Origin of the sequence: Streptomyces sp. SYP-A7185 (genome assembly GCF_046103685.1) — a bacterium.
In the GTDB taxonomy this organism is placed as follows: domain Bacteria; phylum Actinomycetota; class Actinomycetes; order Streptomycetales; family Streptomycetaceae; genus Streptomyces.
Genome location: NZ_CP122310.1, coordinates 3,670,856 through 3,686,911, shown reverse-complemented (window position 1 = coordinate 3,686,911; position 16,056 = coordinate 3,670,856). Strand labels below are relative to the sequence as shown.

Annotated in this window: 14 protein-coding genes; 10 read left to right on the top strand and 4 right to left on the bottom strand. The window is 73.0% G+C overall.

What is annotated here, in order from left to right:
* The first annotated feature begins 231 nt into the window (after positions 1-231).
* The 3 genes from QBL25_RS16200 (at position 232) to QBL25_RS16190 (ending at position 3,032) form a co-directional block, all read left to right on the top strand.
* Positions 232-468 carry a hypothetical protein gene (locus tag QBL25_RS16200; protein ID WP_344520000.1) on the top strand — a complete coding sequence of 79 codons (237 nt, stop codon included), beginning with the start codon at positions 232-234 and terminating at the stop codon, positions 466-468.
* 84 nt (positions 469-552) lie between these two features.
* Entirely contained in the window at positions 553-2,772 is a 2,220-nt protein-coding gene (gene malQ, locus QBL25_RS16195; RefSeq protein ID WP_409062673.1) for a 4-alpha-glucanotransferase, read from the top strand.
* 20 nt (positions 2,773-2,792) lie between these two features.
* Positions 2,793-3,032 (top strand): hypothetical protein, encoded by a 240-nt coding sequence (locus QBL25_RS16190; protein WP_409057739.1) that lies wholly within the window; start codon positions 2,793-2,795, stop codon positions 3,030-3,032.
* A 149-nt stretch (positions 3,033-3,181) separates the two neighbouring features.
* Here the strand turns inward: QBL25_RS16190 and QBL25_RS16185 are convergent, their stop codons facing one another.
* On the bottom strand, positions 3,182-3,781 hold the full coding sequence (locus QBL25_RS16185) for a TetR family transcriptional regulator (protein WP_409057738.1): 600 nt from the start codon (positions 3,779-3,781) through the stop codon (positions 3,182-3,184).
* Positions 3,782-3,880: 99 nt separating this feature from the next.
* On the opposite strand from QBL25_RS16185, the gene QBL25_RS16180 reads away from it, so the two are divergent.
* The 3 genes from QBL25_RS16180 (at position 3,881) to QBL25_RS16170 (ending at position 7,520) form a co-directional block, all read left to right on the top strand.
* Positions 3,881-5,443 carry an FAD-dependent monooxygenase gene (locus QBL25_RS16180; protein WP_409057737.1) on the top strand — a complete coding sequence of 521 codons (1,563 nt, stop codon included), beginning with the start codon at positions 3,881-3,883 and terminating at the stop codon, positions 5,441-5,443.
* Positions 5,444-5,609: 166 nt separating this feature from the next.
* The gene (locus tag QBL25_RS16175; protein ID WP_409062672.1) at positions 5,610-6,548 is read left to right on the top strand and encodes a DMT family transporter; all 939 of its coding nucleotides are present in this window, start codon (positions 5,610-5,612) and stop codon (positions 6,546-6,548) included.
* A gap of 51 nt (positions 6,549-6,599) precedes the next feature.
* A complete protein-coding gene (locus QBL25_RS16170; protein ID WP_409057736.1) occupies positions 6,600-7,520 on the top strand; it encodes a LysR family transcriptional regulator in 921 nt (306 codons plus the stop codon).
* A gap of 83 nt (positions 7,521-7,603) precedes the next feature.
* Here the strand turns inward: QBL25_RS16170 and pepN are convergent, their stop codons facing one another.
* A complete protein-coding gene (pepN, locus tag QBL25_RS16165; protein WP_409057735.1) occupies positions 7,604-10,171 on the bottom strand; it encodes an aminopeptidase N in 2,568 nt (855 codons plus the stop codon).
* A gap of 299 nt (positions 10,172-10,470) precedes the next feature.
* Between pepN and QBL25_RS16160 the strand changes: the two genes are divergently transcribed.
* The 3 genes from QBL25_RS16160 (at position 10,471) to QBL25_RS16150 (ending at position 12,693) form a co-directional block, all read left to right on the top strand.
* Entirely contained in the window at positions 10,471-11,718 is a 1,248-nt protein-coding gene (locus QBL25_RS16160) for a flavin-dependent oxidoreductase (RefSeq protein ID WP_409057734.1), read from the top strand.
* Positions 11,715-11,942, top strand: coding sequence for a hypothetical protein (locus tag QBL25_RS16155; RefSeq protein ID WP_409057733.1), 228 nt, complete (start codon positions 11,715-11,717; stop codon positions 11,940-11,942). The genes QBL25_RS16160 and QBL25_RS16155 overlap by 4 nt, the downstream gene beginning before the upstream one ends.
* Positions 11,943-12,117: 175 nt before the next feature.
* Positions 12,118-12,693, top strand: coding sequence for a DUF1203 domain-containing protein (locus QBL25_RS16150; RefSeq protein WP_409057732.1), 576 nt, complete (start codon positions 12,118-12,120; stop codon positions 12,691-12,693).
* A gap of 40 nt (positions 12,694-12,733) precedes the next feature.
* Here QBL25_RS16150 and QBL25_RS16145 read toward each other — a convergent pair whose 3' ends face one another.
* A complete protein-coding gene (locus tag QBL25_RS16145; RefSeq protein WP_409057731.1) occupies positions 12,734-13,600 on the bottom strand; it encodes a LysR family transcriptional regulator in 867 nt (288 codons plus the stop codon).
* Positions 13,601-13,739: 139 nt separating this feature from the next.
* Here QBL25_RS16145 and QBL25_RS16140 point away from each other — a divergent pair, with 139 nt between their 5' ends.
* Positions 13,740-14,963, top strand: coding sequence for an MFS transporter (locus tag QBL25_RS16140; protein WP_409057730.1), 1,224 nt, complete (start codon positions 13,740-13,742; stop codon positions 14,961-14,963).
* Positions 14,964-15,001: 38 nt separating this feature from the next.
* On the opposite strand, the gene QBL25_RS16135 is transcribed toward QBL25_RS16140, so the two are convergent.
* Positions 15,002-16,018 (bottom strand): aspartate-semialdehyde dehydrogenase, encoded by a 1,017-nt coding sequence (locus tag QBL25_RS16135; RefSeq protein ID WP_409057729.1) that lies wholly within the window; start codon positions 16,016-16,018, stop codon positions 15,002-15,004.
* Positions 16,019-16,056 lie beyond the last annotated feature (38 nt).

Sequence of the window (16,056 nt, the reverse complement as noted above, 5' to 3'; positions counted from 1 at the left end):
GCCGTGGGGGGTCGCCGGATCGGGGGCGAACCGCGACGGGGCCGGAATGTATCGGCGGGATGGGGGCAGAGACGGGGTGACCGAGGGTGGGGGAGAAGGAAGATCTTGCGTCCGGCCTCCGCTCAGGGAAACGAATGTGAGCACGCGCACGTTCATACAACGGATATGTCTGCGACCCCGTGCACTGGGTAGGGCTGCCGAAGACCTGCCCCCTTGACGATGGAGCCCTACGTGCCTGCTTCCGCGAACCTCCTCCTCTCCGCTCTCTCCAAACAGGTGTCCGGTCCCGACTCGGGACTCGACGGATCGTGCTCCTGCGGCTGCCTGGAGCCGCCCCTGACCAGTGAGCCCCCGCTGGCCGACGCCGCCCCGCTGACCAGCGAGCCTCCGCTGGCCGACGCCGCCCCGCTGACGAGCGAGCCGACCTCCACCGGCACCGCGTCGGGCCTGGACTACATGGGGGTCTAGGTGGCCCCACGCGGAGCGACCGGACCCGTCACCGGGCCGACCGGCCCCACCACCGGCCCCGCCGGACTCTCCCGCCTCGCCGCCCTGCACGGCGTGGCGACCTCTTACTCCCCGTCCCCGGACCGCACGGTTCCGGCCACCGACGCCGCGGTGATCGCGGCCTTGGCCGCCCTCGACGTGGACGCGAGCACCCCCGAGGCGGTGCGGCGCGCCCTCACGGCCCGCGAGACGGAGCTGGCCGCCCGCCTGCTGCCGCCGACGGCGGTGGTCTGGCAGGGCGACACCCCCGAAGCACCCCCACCCTGGTCCGGCCTGCCCCCGGGCACGCGGGTGCGCGTGGACACGGAGTTCGGGGACCGGGTGGAGTGGGAGCTGCCTCCGGAAGCTGTCCCGCCGGGCGCTGTCCCGCCGGGTGCTGTCCCGCCGGGCGAAGAGCAGGGGGAGCAGGAAGAGCAGCGGGGCGCGGACCCTGCGCCGCCGGGTGGGCAAGCCCTGCCGCTGGGGGTTCACTCGTTGCGTGTCGTGGTGCCGGACGGGCGGGCGGCCACGGCCCACCTCGTCGTCGCCCCGCACCGCTTGCCGCCCCCGCGCGAGAAGACGTACGGCATTCTCGTCCAGCTCTACTCCCTGCTCTCCCGCCGCTCCTGGGGCATGGGCGACCTCGGCGACCTGGCCGAGCTCGCGGCCTGGTCCGGGCGGGCCCTGGGCGCGGGATTCGTCCAGGTCAACCCCTTGCACGCGGCGGTGCCGAAGCCCCCGGACGGGTCATCGGACCCCTCCCCGTACCGCCCGTCGTCCCGTCGCTTCCCCGACCCGGTCCACCTGCGCGTCGAGGACGTCCCCGAGTCCGCCCATCTGGACGGCGAGGCCCGTGACCTGGCCGCCGACCTCACGCGCCAGGCCGCCGCGCTCCGTGAATCCGTCCTCCAGCAGGGCCAGTTGATCGACCGCGACGCGGTCTGGGCGCTCAAGCTCCGGGCCCTGGAGCTGATCCGCGAGGTCCCGCTCGGCCCCGGCCGGCGCGCCGCATACAACGACTTCCTCGCCGAGCACGGCGAGGACCTGGAGGACCACGCCACCTGGTACGCCCTGGCCGAGCGGTACGGCCCCGACTGGCACGCCTGGCCCGCGCCCCTGCGCGACCCCGCGACCCCCGAAGCCGCCCGCGCCCGCCGCGAGTTGATGGACCGCGTGGACTTCTACTGCCGTCTGGCCTGGCTCACCGACGCCCAGCTGGCGGCGGCGCAGCGCTCCGCGCGGGACGCCGGCATGGCCATCGGCCTCGTGCACGACCTCGCGGTGGGCGTGCACCCCTCGGGGGCCGACGCCTGGGCCCAGCGGCGGCACTTCGCCTCGGGCATGTCGGTGGGCGCCCCGCCGGACGCGTTCAACGCGCGCGGCCAGGACTGGGGCCTGCCGCCCTGGCGCCCGGACCGCCTCGCCGCGTCCGGGTACGCCCCGTACCGCGCCCTCCTGCGCGGACTGCTCCGGCACGCGGGCGCGATCCGCATCGACCACGTCATGGGGCTCTTCCGGCTCTGGTGGGTCCCGGAGGGCCGCGCCCCCACCGAGGGAACGTACGTCCACTACGACGCCGACGCGATGCTCGCCGTCCTCGCCCTGGAGGCCCACCGCGCGGGCGCCCTCGTCATCGGCGAGGACCTCGGAACCGTCGAACCGGGCGTCCGCGAGGCGCTCCAGCGGCGCGGCGTGCTCGGCACCTCCGTGCTCTGGTTCGAGCGGGACTGGGCCGGCACGGGCCGGCCGCTGCCGCCCGAGCGGTGGCGCGCGGACTGCCTGGCCACCGCCACCACCCACGACCTGCCGTCCACGGCCGCCCGCATCACCGGCGAGCACGTCCAACTGCGCGACCGGCTCGGCCTGCTGACCCGACCGGCGGCGGTCGAGCAGGCCGAGGCCGCGGCGGACGTGTCGGAGTGGCTCGCGCTGCTCTCGCGCCTGGGGATGCTGCCGGGCGGCGGCGGACACGAGCAGGAGGAGATCCGTGCCGTCCACCGCTTCCTGCTCGCCACCCCGGCCCGCATGACCGGCGTCTGGCTGCCGGACGCGCTGGGCGACCGCCGCCCGCAGAACCTCCCCGGCACCTGGGACCAGTACCCCAACTGGCGGCTGCCGATCGCCGACGCCGACGGCCACCCCGTCACCCTGGAGGAACTCGCCGCGTCACCCCGCGTCCACGCGTTCATGGACGTGTTCCGCACCCGTGAGAGATCCCGCGAGAAATCCCGCGAGAAATCCCGCGAAAGACCCCGTACGGCACCCCCGGGCGCGCGCCCGGTTTAGCAGTTCGCTACGTTGGCACCGTGGACAAGAAGAACGCCCTGCGCGCCGGCGCCCTGGCTTCCGGTACGACGCTGATGATGCTGCTCATGTCGTCCCCCGCGCTCGCGCTCACGCGCGACGACGGCGACGACCCGGGTCCCGGCCTGAGTGTGATCGACACGCTCGGTCTCTATGTCGCGGCGCCCATCGTGCTGTTCCTGGTGATCGCGGGTCTCGTCATGGTCGGTGACAAGTCCCGCAAGCAGGAGAAGAAGGGCTGACGCCACTTCGCTTTCCGGGCCCTCTCGCGGGGGCTCGTCCGTAGGGGCTCTTCGTCGGCGTACGTTCGTGCGTACGCCGACGAAGAGCCCCTACGTGTGTGCGGGGGCCCCTGAGCCTGTGGCCGGGGGCACGGATGCGGTCGCGCCCCTCACGGCCGCTCGGCCGTGAGATACCGCTGGACCGTCGGCCCCAGCCAGTCCGCCATCTCCTCGCCGGACAGCGCGACCGCGGGCGGAAACCGCAGGACATAGCGGGTCAGCGCCATGCCGAGGATCTGGGAGGCGCAGAGGCCCGCCCGGGTCGGGGCCTCCGCGGGGTCCGGGCAGACGCGGCGCGCGACCGGCATCAGCTGGTCCCGGAAGATGCCCTGCATGCGCTCGGCGCCCGCCGTGTTCGTGATGCCCACCCGGAGCATCGCCGTGAGCACGTCGTCGGCCTCCCAGACGTCCAGGAAGTGCGCCACCAGCGCCCGTCCGACGGCCTCGCGCGGCACCTCGGCGAGATCGGGCAGCCGCAGATCGATGGAGGAGGCCGCGGCGAACAGGCCCTCCTTGTTGCCGTAGTAGCGCATCACCATCGACGGGTCGATCCGCGCGTCCTTGGCGATGGCGCGGATGGTCGCCCGTTCGTAGCCGTCGGCGGCGAACCGCTCGCGGGCGGCGGTGAGGATCGCCCCCCGGGTCGCGTCGGAGCGGCGGGGTGAGGGCGCGGTTGCCTGCGTCACTGGATCGGGTTCCTTTTCCGTCATGCCAACAATCGTAGGCCAACAAGTGTTGACAGTCCATGAGGGCGGTCCTACGTTGGCCAACAAGCGTTGACCAACAAGTGTTGGCACAAGGAGGCCGCCATGAACGGAACCCAGGGCACGAATGGCACGAACGGCACGGCCAGCACGAACCGCGCGACCGGCACGAACGGTGCGACCGGTGCCGCGAACCCCGCCGTCATCGTCGTCGGCTCCGGTCCCACCGGGCTGCTGCTCGCCGGGGACCTCGCGGCGGCGGGCGTCCCCGTCACTCTCCTGGAGAAGCGGCCGCACGGGATCAGCAACCTCTCGCGCGCCCTGGTCCTGCACGCCCGCACCCTGGAGCAGCTCGACGCGCGGGGCCTCGCCGACGAACTGGAGGCCAAGGGCAAGGCCCTCGACCGGCTGCGCCTCTTCGCCCACCTCGAAGTGGGCCTTGACCGGCTGCCCTCGCGCTACAACCACCTCCTGGTCCTGCCGCAGTACGAGGTCGAGAAGGTCCTGGAGCGCCGGGCGATCGCGGCAGGCGTCGACTTCCGGTACGAGAGCGAGGTCGTCGGGCTCACCCAGGACGCGGACGGCGTGCGCGTCGAAGTCCGGGGCCCGGGCGGCGCGTCGGGCACGCACAGGGCCGCGTACGTCGTCGGCGCGGACGGACTGCACAGCCCGGTCCGCGAGGCGATCGGCCTGCCCTTCCCCGGGAAGTCGGCCATCCGCTCGGTCGTGCTCGCCGACGTGAAGCTCGCCGAGAAGCCGGAATCCGTCCTCACGGTGAACGCCGCGGGGGACGCCTTCGCCTTCATCGCGCCCTTCGCCGACGGCTATTACCGCGTCATCGGCTGGAACCGCGCCCACGACGTCCCCGACAGCGAGCCCCTCGGCCTCGACGAGATCAAGGAGATCACCCGGCTCGCGCTCGGCCGCGACTACGGCATGCACGACGCCCGCTGGATGTCCCGCTTTCACAGCGACGAGCGCCAGGCGCCCGCCTACCGCGTGGGCCGGGTCTTCCTCGCCGGGGACGCCGCGCACGTCCACACCCCGGCGGGCGGGCAGGGCATGAACACCGGCCTCCAGGACGCCGTGAACCTGAGCTGGAAGCTGGCGGCGGCGGTCCAGGGCCGTGCTCCCGAGGGCCTGTTGGACACCTATCAATCCGAGCGGCACCCCATCGGCAAGGCGGTCCTGCGCAGCAGCGGCGGGATCGTGCGGCTCGCGATGGTCAAGCGCCCCTGGTCGGTCGCGGGCCGCGCGGTCCTCGCGTCCTTCGTCAACGCCGTACGCCCGGTCCGCGACCGGGCGGTCGGCCAGATCACCGGCATCGGCCACCGCTACCCCGCCCCGAGGGGCGCCCACCGCCTGACCGGCCACCGCGCCCCGGACGTCGCGCTCAAGGAGGGGCGGCTGTACGAGGCGCTGCGCGAGGGCGGGTTCGTGCTGATCGCCCCGGAGGGCGCGGCGCACGGCGTGAGCGGGACGGTGACGGGACCTGTGGCCGTGAAGCACTGGGCGAGCGACCGGCGTACGACCGTCCTGGTGCGCCCCGACGGATACGTGGCGTGGGCGGCCGAGGAGGTGGACGCGGATGCGGTGCGGGCGGCGCTGGGGGAGTGGGGCGCGGCGCCGCGCGATGCATCGCTCAGCCCATCGTTCGGAGCAACTTAAAAGATATCTCGAAAAGTTTCGATAGACCTGATGGGTGTGAAGGTGCGACGGTAGTCCCGCGACCAACCAGAAGATCAAGAGATCCCCGCCGGGCGGCGCTCACCTCGGCGGGGTTCGTGCTGTCCCGGGACGCCCGGGAGGAAGACAAGGGATATCAGTGACTGTCCTGGACCGGACGACCCCCCTCCACACCGAGCCGGCCCCGGCGGCGGCGAGCGGGAGGCAGCGGGCCGCGGCCCCCATCGGCCTCGGTCTCGCCCTGGCGGCGCTCGCCACGGTCGTCTGGTCGGGCAGCTTCGTGACCTCGCGGGCCCTGGCCGACAGCGTGCCGCCCGTCCAGCACGCCTTCTGGCGGTGGATCATCGCGATCGCGGCGGTCACGCCCTTCGCGGCCCGTCAGACCTGGCGGCAGCGGGCCCTGCTCCGCAAGCACCTCCGCTTCCTGCTGCTCGCCTCGCTCCTCGGGGTCACCGTCTACAACACCCTGGTCAACCAGGCGGGCGTCACCACCACCGCGGGCAACATGGGCATGATCATGGCGGCGTCACCGGTCCTGATGGCGGTGTACGAGCGCCTGGGCGGCGCGAGGCTCGGGGCGCGGCGCGTGACCGGCATGCTGATCGCCTGCGCGGGGGTCCTGGTCCTGGTGTCCGGGGGATCGCTCGCCATGGACTTCGCGGCGGGCGACCTGTGGGTGATCGCGGGGGCCCTCTCCTTCGGCTCGTACAGCGCGCTGCTCAAGCGCAAGCCCGCGGAGATCGGCGGACTGCCGTTCCTCTTCGCGACGTTCACGCTGGGCGCGCTGATGCTGCTTCCGGTGTTCGTGGCCAGCCTCGTGATCCAGGGCGGCTTCGAGCCGACCGTCGGGACGGTCTCCCCGCTCCTGTACGTCGGCGTCGTCTCGTCCGCGGTCGCCTTCTTCGCCTGGAACAAGGCGATCTCGATCATCGGCGCCGCCCGTGCCGGGGTCGTCTACTACCTCCAGCCGGTGTGCGTGGCCCTGCTCTCCTTCGCGGTGCTCGGCGAGGCGATGGGGTGGCTCCAGGTGCTGTGCATGGGCCTGATCCTGGGCGGGGTCGTGCTGGGCGCGGCGCGCGCGAAGTAGGGGGTGCGTCCCGTGGGATCTGCTGTCGTGACCAGTCGGTACGTTGACTCCATGAGCGAGTGGGACATCAAGAAGCTGCAGATCCTGCGGACGCTGAGCGAGCGGGGCACGGTCACGGCGACCGCGCGGGCGCTGCGGATGACGCCGTCGGCGGTGTCACAGCAGCTGTCCAACCTCGCGAAGCAGCTGGGGGTGCCGCTCCTGGAAGCGCACGGGCGGCGGGTGCGCCTGACGGACGCGGCGCACCTCGTGCTGCGGCACGCGGAGGCCGTCTTCGCCCAACTGGAACGCGCCGACGCGGAGTTGGCGGCGTACGCGCAGGGCGAGGCGGGGGAGGTGCGGGTCGGGGCGTTCTCGACCGCCGTGCCCGCGCTGGTGGTGCCCGCGGTGCGGGAGCTGCGGGCGGCGGCGCCGGGGATCTCGGTACGGGTCCGTGAGGCGGAGGCGGCGGAGGCCTACGAGCTGCTGGCCGCGGGGGAGGTGGACGTGGCCCTGTCCCTGGCCGTGACGGCGCCGGCTCCGGCGGACGCGGACACGCGCTTCACGCGGGAGTCGCTGCTTGCGGATCCGCTGGACGTGGCGCTGCCCGGGGACCATGCGCTGGCGGCTGCCGAGGGGCTGCGCCTCGCCGACCTGGCCGGGGAGCCGTGGATCTTCGGGGGGAGCGGGCCCTGGTCGGAGATCACGCGGGCGGCGTGCGAGGGGGCGGGGTTCACGCCCGAGCAGGCGCATTCCGCCTCCGGCTGGACGGCGATCCTTGCCATGGTGGAGGCGGGGATGGGGGTGGCCCTGGTCCCCCGCATGGCTGCGGCCCGCCGTGACGGCGTGGTGATGCGCCCCCTGGCCGCCGACCGTCCCCGCCGCCATGTGGTGGCGGCGGTGCGGCGGGGCGCGGCGGGCGGAGCAACGGTCGGCAGGGTCCTGACAGCACTCCGATCAGCGGTCCCGCCCCGGGCCACGGGGGCCGACTAGCGAGCACCCCGCAGCTGCGGGGTGCACGGGCGGGTGCGGGGCGGGCGGGGGCGAGGAGTTCCGCCCCCGCCCGCCCCCGCGGGTCACGCGTCGGCCGACTGCGCCCGCAGGGCCCTCTCCACGCCTGCCCGGGACTCCGTGATCAGGCGGCGCAAGGCCGCCGACGGCTTCTCCGAGGCGAGCCACGCGTCCGTCGCGTCCAGCGTGGCCCGGGAGATCTGGAGCGACGGGTACAGACCCACCGCGATCTGCTGGGCCATCTCGTGCGACCGGGAGTCCCACGCCCCCTTGACCGCCGCGAAGAACTTCTCCGCGTACGGCGCGAGGAGTTCCCGCTGGTCCGTCTGGACGAAGCCGCCGATGACGGCCTCCTGGATCGCGTTCGGGAGCTTGTCGGACTCGACCACGGAGGCCCACGCCTCCGCCTTCGCCTCCGGCGTGGGCCGCGCCGCCCGCGCCGACGCCGCGTGCCGCTCGCCCGCAGCCGTCTTGTCCCGGTCCAGCTCCGCCGCGATCCCGGCCTCGTCGAGCCGGCCCGTGGCCGCGAGCCGGTGCACGAACGCCCAGCGCAGCTCGGTGTCCACCGCGAGGCCCTCGATCGACTGCTCGCCCGACACCAGGCCTTCGAGCAGCGCCAGCTGCTCCTCCGTACGCGCCGTGGCGGCGAACGCCCGCGCCCACGCCAGCTGGTGGTCGCTGCCCGGCTGCGCCGCACGCAGGTGCGCGAGCGTCGCCTCCGTCCAGCGGCCCAGCGCCTCGTCACGCCCGGCGGGCGCCGCGTACAGCTCCAGGGCCAGCTTCACCTGGCGGTGCAGGGACTGGACGACGCCGATGTCCGACTCCTTGGCGATGCCGGACAGGACCAGCGAGAGGTACTCCCGCGTCGGCAGCTCCGCGTCCCGCGTCATGTCCCACGCCGAGGCCCACGACAGGGCCCGCGGCAGCGACGCCTCGAAGTCCCCGATGTGCTCCGTCACGAACGCGAGCGACTCCGCGTCCATGCGCACCTTCGCGTACGAGAGGTCGTCGTCGTTCAGGAGGATCACGTCCGGCCGCTCACGGCCCACCAGCGCGTCCACCGAGGTCAGTTCGCCGTCCACGTCCAGCTCGACGCGGTCCGTGCGCAGCAGCTTGCCGCTCTCCTGGTCGAGGTCGTACAGGCCGATCGCGATCCGGTGCGGACGCAGCGTCGGCTCGCCCTGCGCGCCGGCCGGCAGCGCCGGCGCCTCCTGCTTCACCGCGAACGACGTGATCCTGCCGGACGTGTCGACGTCCACGACCGGACGCAGGACGTTGATGCCGGCCGTTTCCAGCCACTTCTTCGACCAGGTCTTCAGGTCGCGCCCGCTGGTCTCCTCCAGGGCGCCCAGCAGATCGGACAGGCGCGTGTTGCCGAACGCGTGCGCCTTGAAGTACGCCTGCACGCCCTGGAAGAACTCGTCCATGCCGACGTACGCGACGAGCTGCTTCAGGACGCTCGCGCCCTTCGCGTACGTGATGCCGTCGAAGTTGACGAGCACGTCGTCGAGGTCGCGGATGTCCGCCATGATCGGGTGCGTGGAGGGCAGCTGGTCCTGGCGGTACGCCCACGTCTTCATGGAGTTGGCGAACGTCGTCCAGGAGTGCGGCCAGCGCGAGTTCTCCGCGTACGCCTGGCAGGCGATGGACGTGTACGTGGCGAACGACTCGTTCAGCCAGAGGTCGTTCCACCACTCCATCGTCACCAGGTCGCCGAACCACATGTGGGCCAGCTCGTGGAGGATGGTCTCCGCGCGCGTCTCGTACGCCGCGTCCGTCACCTTGGAGCGGAACACGTACTGGTCGCGGATGGTCACCGCGCCCGCGTTCTCCATCGCGCCCGCGTTGAACTCCGGCACGAAGAGCTGGTCGTACTTGGCGAAGGGGTACGCGTAGTCGAACTTCTCCTGGAACCAGTCGAAGCCCTGCCGCGTGACCTCGAAGATCGCGTCCGAGTCGAGGAACTCGGCGAGCGAGGGCCGGCAGTAGATGCCGAGGGGAACCGACTGGCCGCCAGGACCCTCGTATGAGCTGTGGACCGAGTGATACGGACCGACGATGAGCGCCGTGATGTACGTCGACATCCGCGGCGTGGGCTCGAAGACCCAGACGTCACCGCTGGGCTCCGGGGTCGGCGAATTCGAGATGACCGTCCAGCCGGACGGCGCCTTCACGGTGAACTGGAACGTGGCCTTCAGATCGGGCTGCTCGAACGACGCGAAGACGCGGCGCGCGTCCGGCACCTCGAACTGCGTGTAGAGATAGGCCTGCTGGTCGACGGGGTCGACGAAGCGGTGCAGTCCCTCGCCCGTGTTGGTGTAGTCGCAGTCGGCGACCACCTTCAGCTCGTTCGGCCCCGCCTCCAGGTGCTTGAGCGCGATGCGCGCGTCACGGAAGACGGCGGCGACGTCCAGCGAGTGGCCGTTCAGGACGACCTCGTGGACCGCGGGTGCCACCAGGTCGATGAAGGTCTCGGCGTTCGCCTCCGCGGAGTCGAAGCGCACGGTGGTCACCGAGCGGTACGTGCCGCCCTCTTGCGCGCCGGAGAGGTCGAGATCGATCTCGTACGAGTCAACGGTGAGCAGCTTCGCGCGCTGCTGCGCCTCTTCGCGGGTCAGATTGGTGCCGGGCACGCGGTCATCTCCTCAGGTACGACTTGTGGCGTTTCCGGCCATCCTTCCACGTGCATCGGCGGGCGCGCCGGGGCACCGTCCGAGGCCCGCCACGCGGCATTGTTCGCGGACCGCCGTGCCGCTAGCATCCGCGCGTCGACACACGCCCCGGGGGGAGCGTCCATGGATCTTCGACGGCCGCCGCGATCATCGCGATCACGGCGATCACCGCACGCGCGGCGCCCACGGCAACCACGGCGATCACTCCGATTACGCCGATTACGGTGCTCCCGGCGATTACGTGGCGCGGGGTGCGCCGCATGATCGACGTACTCGTCGCGGGAGCCGGGATCGGAGGACTCACCGCCGCGCTCAGCCTGCACGCGGCGGGCATCGGGGTACGGGTCATCGACGCCGTGGACACGCTGCGGCCCGTCGGCGTCGGCATCAACCTCCTCCCGCACGCGGTACGGGAGTTGACGGAGCTCGGCCTCGGTGCCGAGCTGGCCGCCACGGCCGTGCCGACCGCCGGGACGATCCACTTCGACCGGCACGGCAACTACATCTGGGGCGAGCCGCTGGGGCTCGCGCGCGGCCACCACTGGCCGCAGTACTCCCTGCACCGGGGCGCCCTGCACCTGATCCTCCTCGACGCCGTGCGCGACCGCATCGGCGAGAACGCCGTCCAGACCGGTACGGCCTTCGTGCGGTACGCCGAGCCGGAGGGGTCGGGCGCGCTGCGGGTGACCCTGCGGGACGTGGGGCGCGGGCGGGAGTTCACGGTGCCGGTGCGGGCCCTGATCGGCGCCGACGGCCTGTACTCGGCGGTCCGGGCGCGGCTGCACCCCGGGGAGGGGCCGCCGCTGTGGAACGGCATCCGGATGTGGCGGGGCGTCACCGAGTGGGAGCCGGTGCTCGGCGGCCGGACGATGGCCTTCGCCGGCAGCAACGCGACCGCGAAGCTCGTCGTCTACCCCATCTCGCGGGAGGCGGAGACGCGGGGCCGCGCGCTGCTCAACTGGGTGGCGGAGGTGCGGTTCCCGGTCCACCACCACGGATCGCCCGGCCCCGTGGACTGGAACCGCTCGGGACGCCTCTCCGACGTCCTGCCGCACTTCTCCGGGTGGCGGATCGGCGACCTGGACGTGCCCGCGCTCCTGGCCGCGACCGGCTCGACGGGGCGGATCCTGGAGTACCCGATGGTGGACCGCGACCCGCTGCCGTGGTGGGGGCGCGGCCCCGTGACGCTGCTGGGCGACGCGGCCCATCCGATGTACCCCGTGGGGTCGAGCGGCGGCTCCGAGGCGGTGCTCGACGCGCGGGTGCTCGCGCGGTGCGTGGCCCTCGCCGGGGCGGACCGGGTGAGCGGGCTCCGGGCGTACGAGGCGGAGCGGTGGGGCCCCGCCAACGCCGTGGCCCTGGCCAATCGGGCGATGCCGGTGGACGAGGTCCTGAGGGCGGTGGCGGAGCGGGCGCCGGAGGGGTTCGCGCGGGTGGAGGACGTCCTGACGGAGGAGGAACTGGCGGGCCTGGGGGAGGGGTATCGCCGGATGCGGGGTTCTTGGTGACCGTCGGCACCGGTATTGCCGCCAACATCGCCGCCAACATCGCCGTCAGCACCGCCGTCACCGCCGCGACGGTCGTTAGCGGCTTCACCGTCATAACCGTCATCACCGCCATCGCCGTCACGGTGGTTAGCGGCGTCACCGCCAGCACCGCCAGCACCGCCGCCACCGTCGTTAGCGGCTTCACCGCTTCACCGCTTCACCGCCATCGCCGTCACGGTCGTTAGCGGCTTCACCGCCGTCACCGCCGTCATCGCAGACACGGTCGTCCCCCGTTTCGCCGAGCCCGTCCTCGAACGTCGGGCGGGCTGAAGATCCACTCCGGGCGGGTCTGGGGACGGGGGGAAAGCAAGGTCCGAAACCCGCCAGCCCTCGCCCACCCCCACGCGCGACCCTCGACCCATGACCACGCCCACAGCCACCACCACGGCCTCGACCACACCCACAGCCGCCACCAAGGGCACGCCTACGCCCACGCCCACCGCCTTCACCCCCCTCCCCATCACCCCCACCGCCCTCGAAGAACTCCGCGCCCAGGACGACGCCGGCCACCCCGCCCACCCCTACGTGGACATGGAAGGAGGCAGCCCCCTCCGCTGCTGCCTCCGCCCCGTCGCCCCCGGCGAACGCATCGCCCTCGTCTCGTACGCCCCCCTGCGCCGCTGGGCCGCCCGGACAGGTGCCACCCCCGGCGCCTACGACGAGCAGGGACCCGTCTTCATCCACGCCGAGGAGTGCGAGGGCCCGGCCACCGGAAGCGGCGCGTACCCCTTCGCCCGCCCCGGAGCCCTGCGCACCCTCCGCCGCTACGACGCCCAAGGCCGCATCGTCGGCGGACGCCTGCTGGAGATCCCGGACCCGGCGGCGGCAGGCTTCGACGAAGCGTTCGCGGAGGCCTTCGCCGACCCGGAGGTCGCCCTCGTGCACGTCAGGGCCGTCGAGTACGGCTGCTTCCAGTTCGAGGTCCGCCGCCCCTGACGGCAGGCGCCTTGCCGGGCTCCCCCTGGTCGCCCTGCCGCTAGGCAGCCTCTCCCACCGCCCGCGCGAACGCCCGCACCCGCCCGGTCTCCGCGTCCCGGCGCCACACCATCCCGAGCACCGAGTCGGGCACCCCCTCCACCGGTACGAACGTGACGTCACGCCGCCCGTGGTACTCCGCCGTCGGGCGGCACAGGAGCATCGCCCCGCGCCCGGCGGCGACCAGCGTCAGACCCTCCTGGAGCGTGCGCACGCGGGGCGCGGGCGCGTCCGAGGGCGCCTGGGCCGCACGCCAGTACGCGGGCGCAGGCGCCGTCGCGGAGATCAGCGGGGTCCCGGTCAGCTCGGCCACGTGCAGGACCTCGCGGTCCGCGAAGGGATGGCGCACCGACACCGCGACCGTCTGCTGCTGGCGCGAGAAGAGCGGGCCGAGCACCAGGTCCGGCTCCTCGACCGGCAGCAGCACGATCGCCGTGTCCACGTCCCCGTGCCGCACCGCCCCGAACGGATCCGCGAACGGGATCTCCACGATCTCCGTCACACAGCCCGGATGCTCCTTCTGGAAGCCGGTGATCGCCTCCATCAGCCGCGCGTCGGCCGTCCCCTGGAAACCGATCCGCAGCCGTCCCGTGACCCCTCGCGCCGACTCCCGGGCCGTGTCCACCGTGGCGCTCAACGCCTCGTACGCCGGGCGCAGTTCGGCGAGGAACCGTTCGCCCGCCGGGGTCAGCCGCACCCGCCGGCTCGTCCGCTCCACGAGCCGCGTGCCGATCCGCCGCTCCAGGTCCCGCAGCAACTGGCTGACGCGGCTCTGCGAGACGTACAGACGCTCGCCCGCACGGCCGAAGTGCAACTCGTCCGCGAGCGCGATGAAGCACTCGAGCTCCCGTATCTCAAGCCCGCTCACCGGCACACTCCCCCCGCACGTCCCGCACGTCCCGCCCGTCCTCATCCATGAACTCCATGAGCATCCATGAGCCCCGCTCATTCAAGGATGAGATCTTCGCCGTTGTTCCCGGTGGGGTGCCCGGCGAAGGCTTGACCTCATGAAAACCACCCCTGACCCACGACCCGAACTCGCCCCTCTCGCCCGGCCGCAGGGCTTCCTGCCCCTGTCCGTCCTCGCCGTCGCCGCCACCACCTTCTCCGTCGTCACCACGGAGATGCTGCCCGTCGGCCTCCTCACCTCCCTCTCCTCGGGGCTCGGCGTATCGGACGGGACCGCGGGACTGACCGTCACGCTGCCCGGCGTGGTCGCCGCGCTCGCCGCCCTGCTGCTTCCGGTCGCCGTGCGGCGGGCCGACCGGCGGACGGTGCTGTGCGCCCTGATGGTCCTGCTCGCCGCCGCCAACCTGCTGGCCGCGCTCGCGCCCGACTTCGGCGTGCTGCTCGGCGCGCGGGTCCTCGTGGGGATCTGCATCGGGGGCGTGTGGGCGGTCGCGGCCGGGCTCGGCGTACGGCTCGTGCGCGCGGAGGACGCGGGGCGGGCCACCACGGTGATCTTCAGCGGGATCGCGGTGGCGTCGGTGCTCGGCGTCCCCGCCGGTACGTTCCTCGGCGAACTCGCGGGCTGGCGCTGGGCGTTCGCGGTGATGGCGGCCTTCGCGCTCGCCGTGGCCGGACTGCTCGCGGTGCTGCTCCCGCCGCTGCCCGCGTCGGCGGCCCTGCGGCTCGGCACGTTCCCCGGGCTGCTGCGGGGCGCGCGGCTGCGGGCGGGGCTTCTGGTGGTGCTGTTCCTGGTGACCGGCCACTTCGCCGCGTACACCTACGTACGGCCCGTCCTGGAGCGGGTGCCGGACCTGGGAGCCGGGCCGGTCAGCGGGCTGCTGCTCGTCTACGGGGTCGCGGGCATCGCCGGCAACTTCGCGGGCGGCGCGCTCGCCGCCCGCGACCCGCGCCGGGCGCTGCTCGCCATCTCGGCGGGTCTGGCCGCCGTGGTCCTGCTGCTCGGGCCCGCGGGCGGCTCGCTCCCGGCGTCGGTGGCGCTGCTCGTCGCCTGGGGGCTGGCCTACGGCGGCGTGTCCGTCGCCACCCAGCAGTGGGTGCTCGCCGCCGCGCCCCGCGCCCGCGAGGCGGCTTCGGCGCTCTTCGCGGGGGTGTTCAACGCGGCGATCGCCCTGGGCGCGCTGACCGGCGGCCTGGTCGCGGACGGCTTCGGGACGACGCGGGTGCTGTGGCTCGGCGGCGGACTCGCGGCGCTCGCCCTGCTCGTCGTGGCGGGCGCGAGGGGGCGGGACCCGGGCAACGCGAAGGGGGCGGCCACCGGCTGATCGGTGGGCGCCCCCTCGACGTACGTACGGGAAAGGCGTCAGCCCTTGAGCTCGGCCGCCACCAGCTCCGCGATCTGCACCGCGTTCAGCGCGGCGCCCTTGCGGAGGTTGTCGTCGGAGATGAAGAAGGCCAGGCCGTTCTCCACCGTCTCGTCGCCCCGGATGCGGCCCACGAAGGCGTCGTCCTTGCCCGCCGCGACCTGCGGGGTCGGGACGTCGGTGAGGACGACGCCCTCGGCCGAGGCGAGGATCTCGGTGGCGCGCTCGGGGCTCAGCGGACGCGCGAAGCGGGCGTTGACCTGGAGGGAGTGGCCGGTGAAGACCGGCACGCGCACACAGGTGCCGGAGACCTTGAGCTCCGGGATCTCCAGGATCTTGCGCGATTCGTTGCGGAGCTTCTGCTCCTCGTCGGTCTCGTTCAGGCCGTCGTCGACGATGGAGCCCGCCATCGGCAGGACGTTGTACGCGATCGGCGCGACGTACTTGTTCGGGGCGGGGAACTCCGTGGCCGCACCGTCGTGCGTCAGCTTCGGCGCGTCGTCGCCGACCTTCTTGACCTGCTCGAACAGTTCGTCCACACCGGCAAGACCCGAGCCGGACACGGCCTGGTACGTCGCCACGACCAGCGCGGTGAGCCCGGCCTCCTGGTGCAGCGGCTTCAGGACCGGCATCGCGGCCATTGTCGTGCAGTTCGGGTTGGCGATGATGCCCTTGGGGCGGTTCGCGATCGCGTGCGGGTTGACCTCGGAGACCACGAGGGGGACCTCGGGGTCCATCCGCCAGGCGGAGGAGTTGTCGATCACGACGGGACCCTGCGACGCGACCTTCTCGGCCAGCGCCTTCGAGGTGGCGCCGCCGGCGGAGAACAGGACGATGTCGAGGCCGCTGTAGTCGGCCGTGGAGGCGTCCTCGACCGTCACGTCGTCGAGGACCGTGCCGGCCGAGCGGGCCGATGCGAACAGGCGCAGCTCGTCCACCGGGAAGTCCCGCTCGACGAGGATCTTGCGCATGACCGTGCCGACCTGACCGGTGGCTCCGACGATTCCGACCTTCACAGGGACTTCCTCCGTATGTGCATGGGCATAGGCATTGG

What these genes read in the sequence shown, in the direction of transcription:
- QBL25_RS16185 (WP_409057738.1), bottom strand. Translation starts at nt 3,781, where the DNA reads ATGACGGAAAAGGAACCCGATCCAGTGACGCAGGCAACCGCGCCCTCA.
- QBL25_RS16140 (WP_409057730.1), top strand. Translation starts at nt 13,740, where the DNA reads ATGAAAACCACCCCTGACCCACGACCCGAACTCGCCCCTCTCGCCCGG.
- QBL25_RS16180 (WP_409057737.1), top strand. Translation starts at nt 3,881, where the DNA reads ATGAACGGAACCCAGGGCACGAATGGCACGAACGGCACGGCCAGCACG.
- QBL25_RS16160 (WP_409057734.1), top strand. Translation starts at nt 10,471, where the DNA reads ATGATCGACGTACTCGTCGCGGGAGCCGGGATCGGAGGACTCACCGCC.
- QBL25_RS16170 (WP_409057736.1), top strand. Translation starts at nt 6,600, where the DNA reads ATGAGCGAGTGGGACATCAAGAAGCTGCAGATCCTGCGGACGCTGAGC.
- QBL25_RS16150 (WP_409057732.1), top strand. Translation starts at nt 12,118, where the DNA reads ATGACCACGCCCACAGCCACCACCACGGCCTCGACCACACCCACAGCC.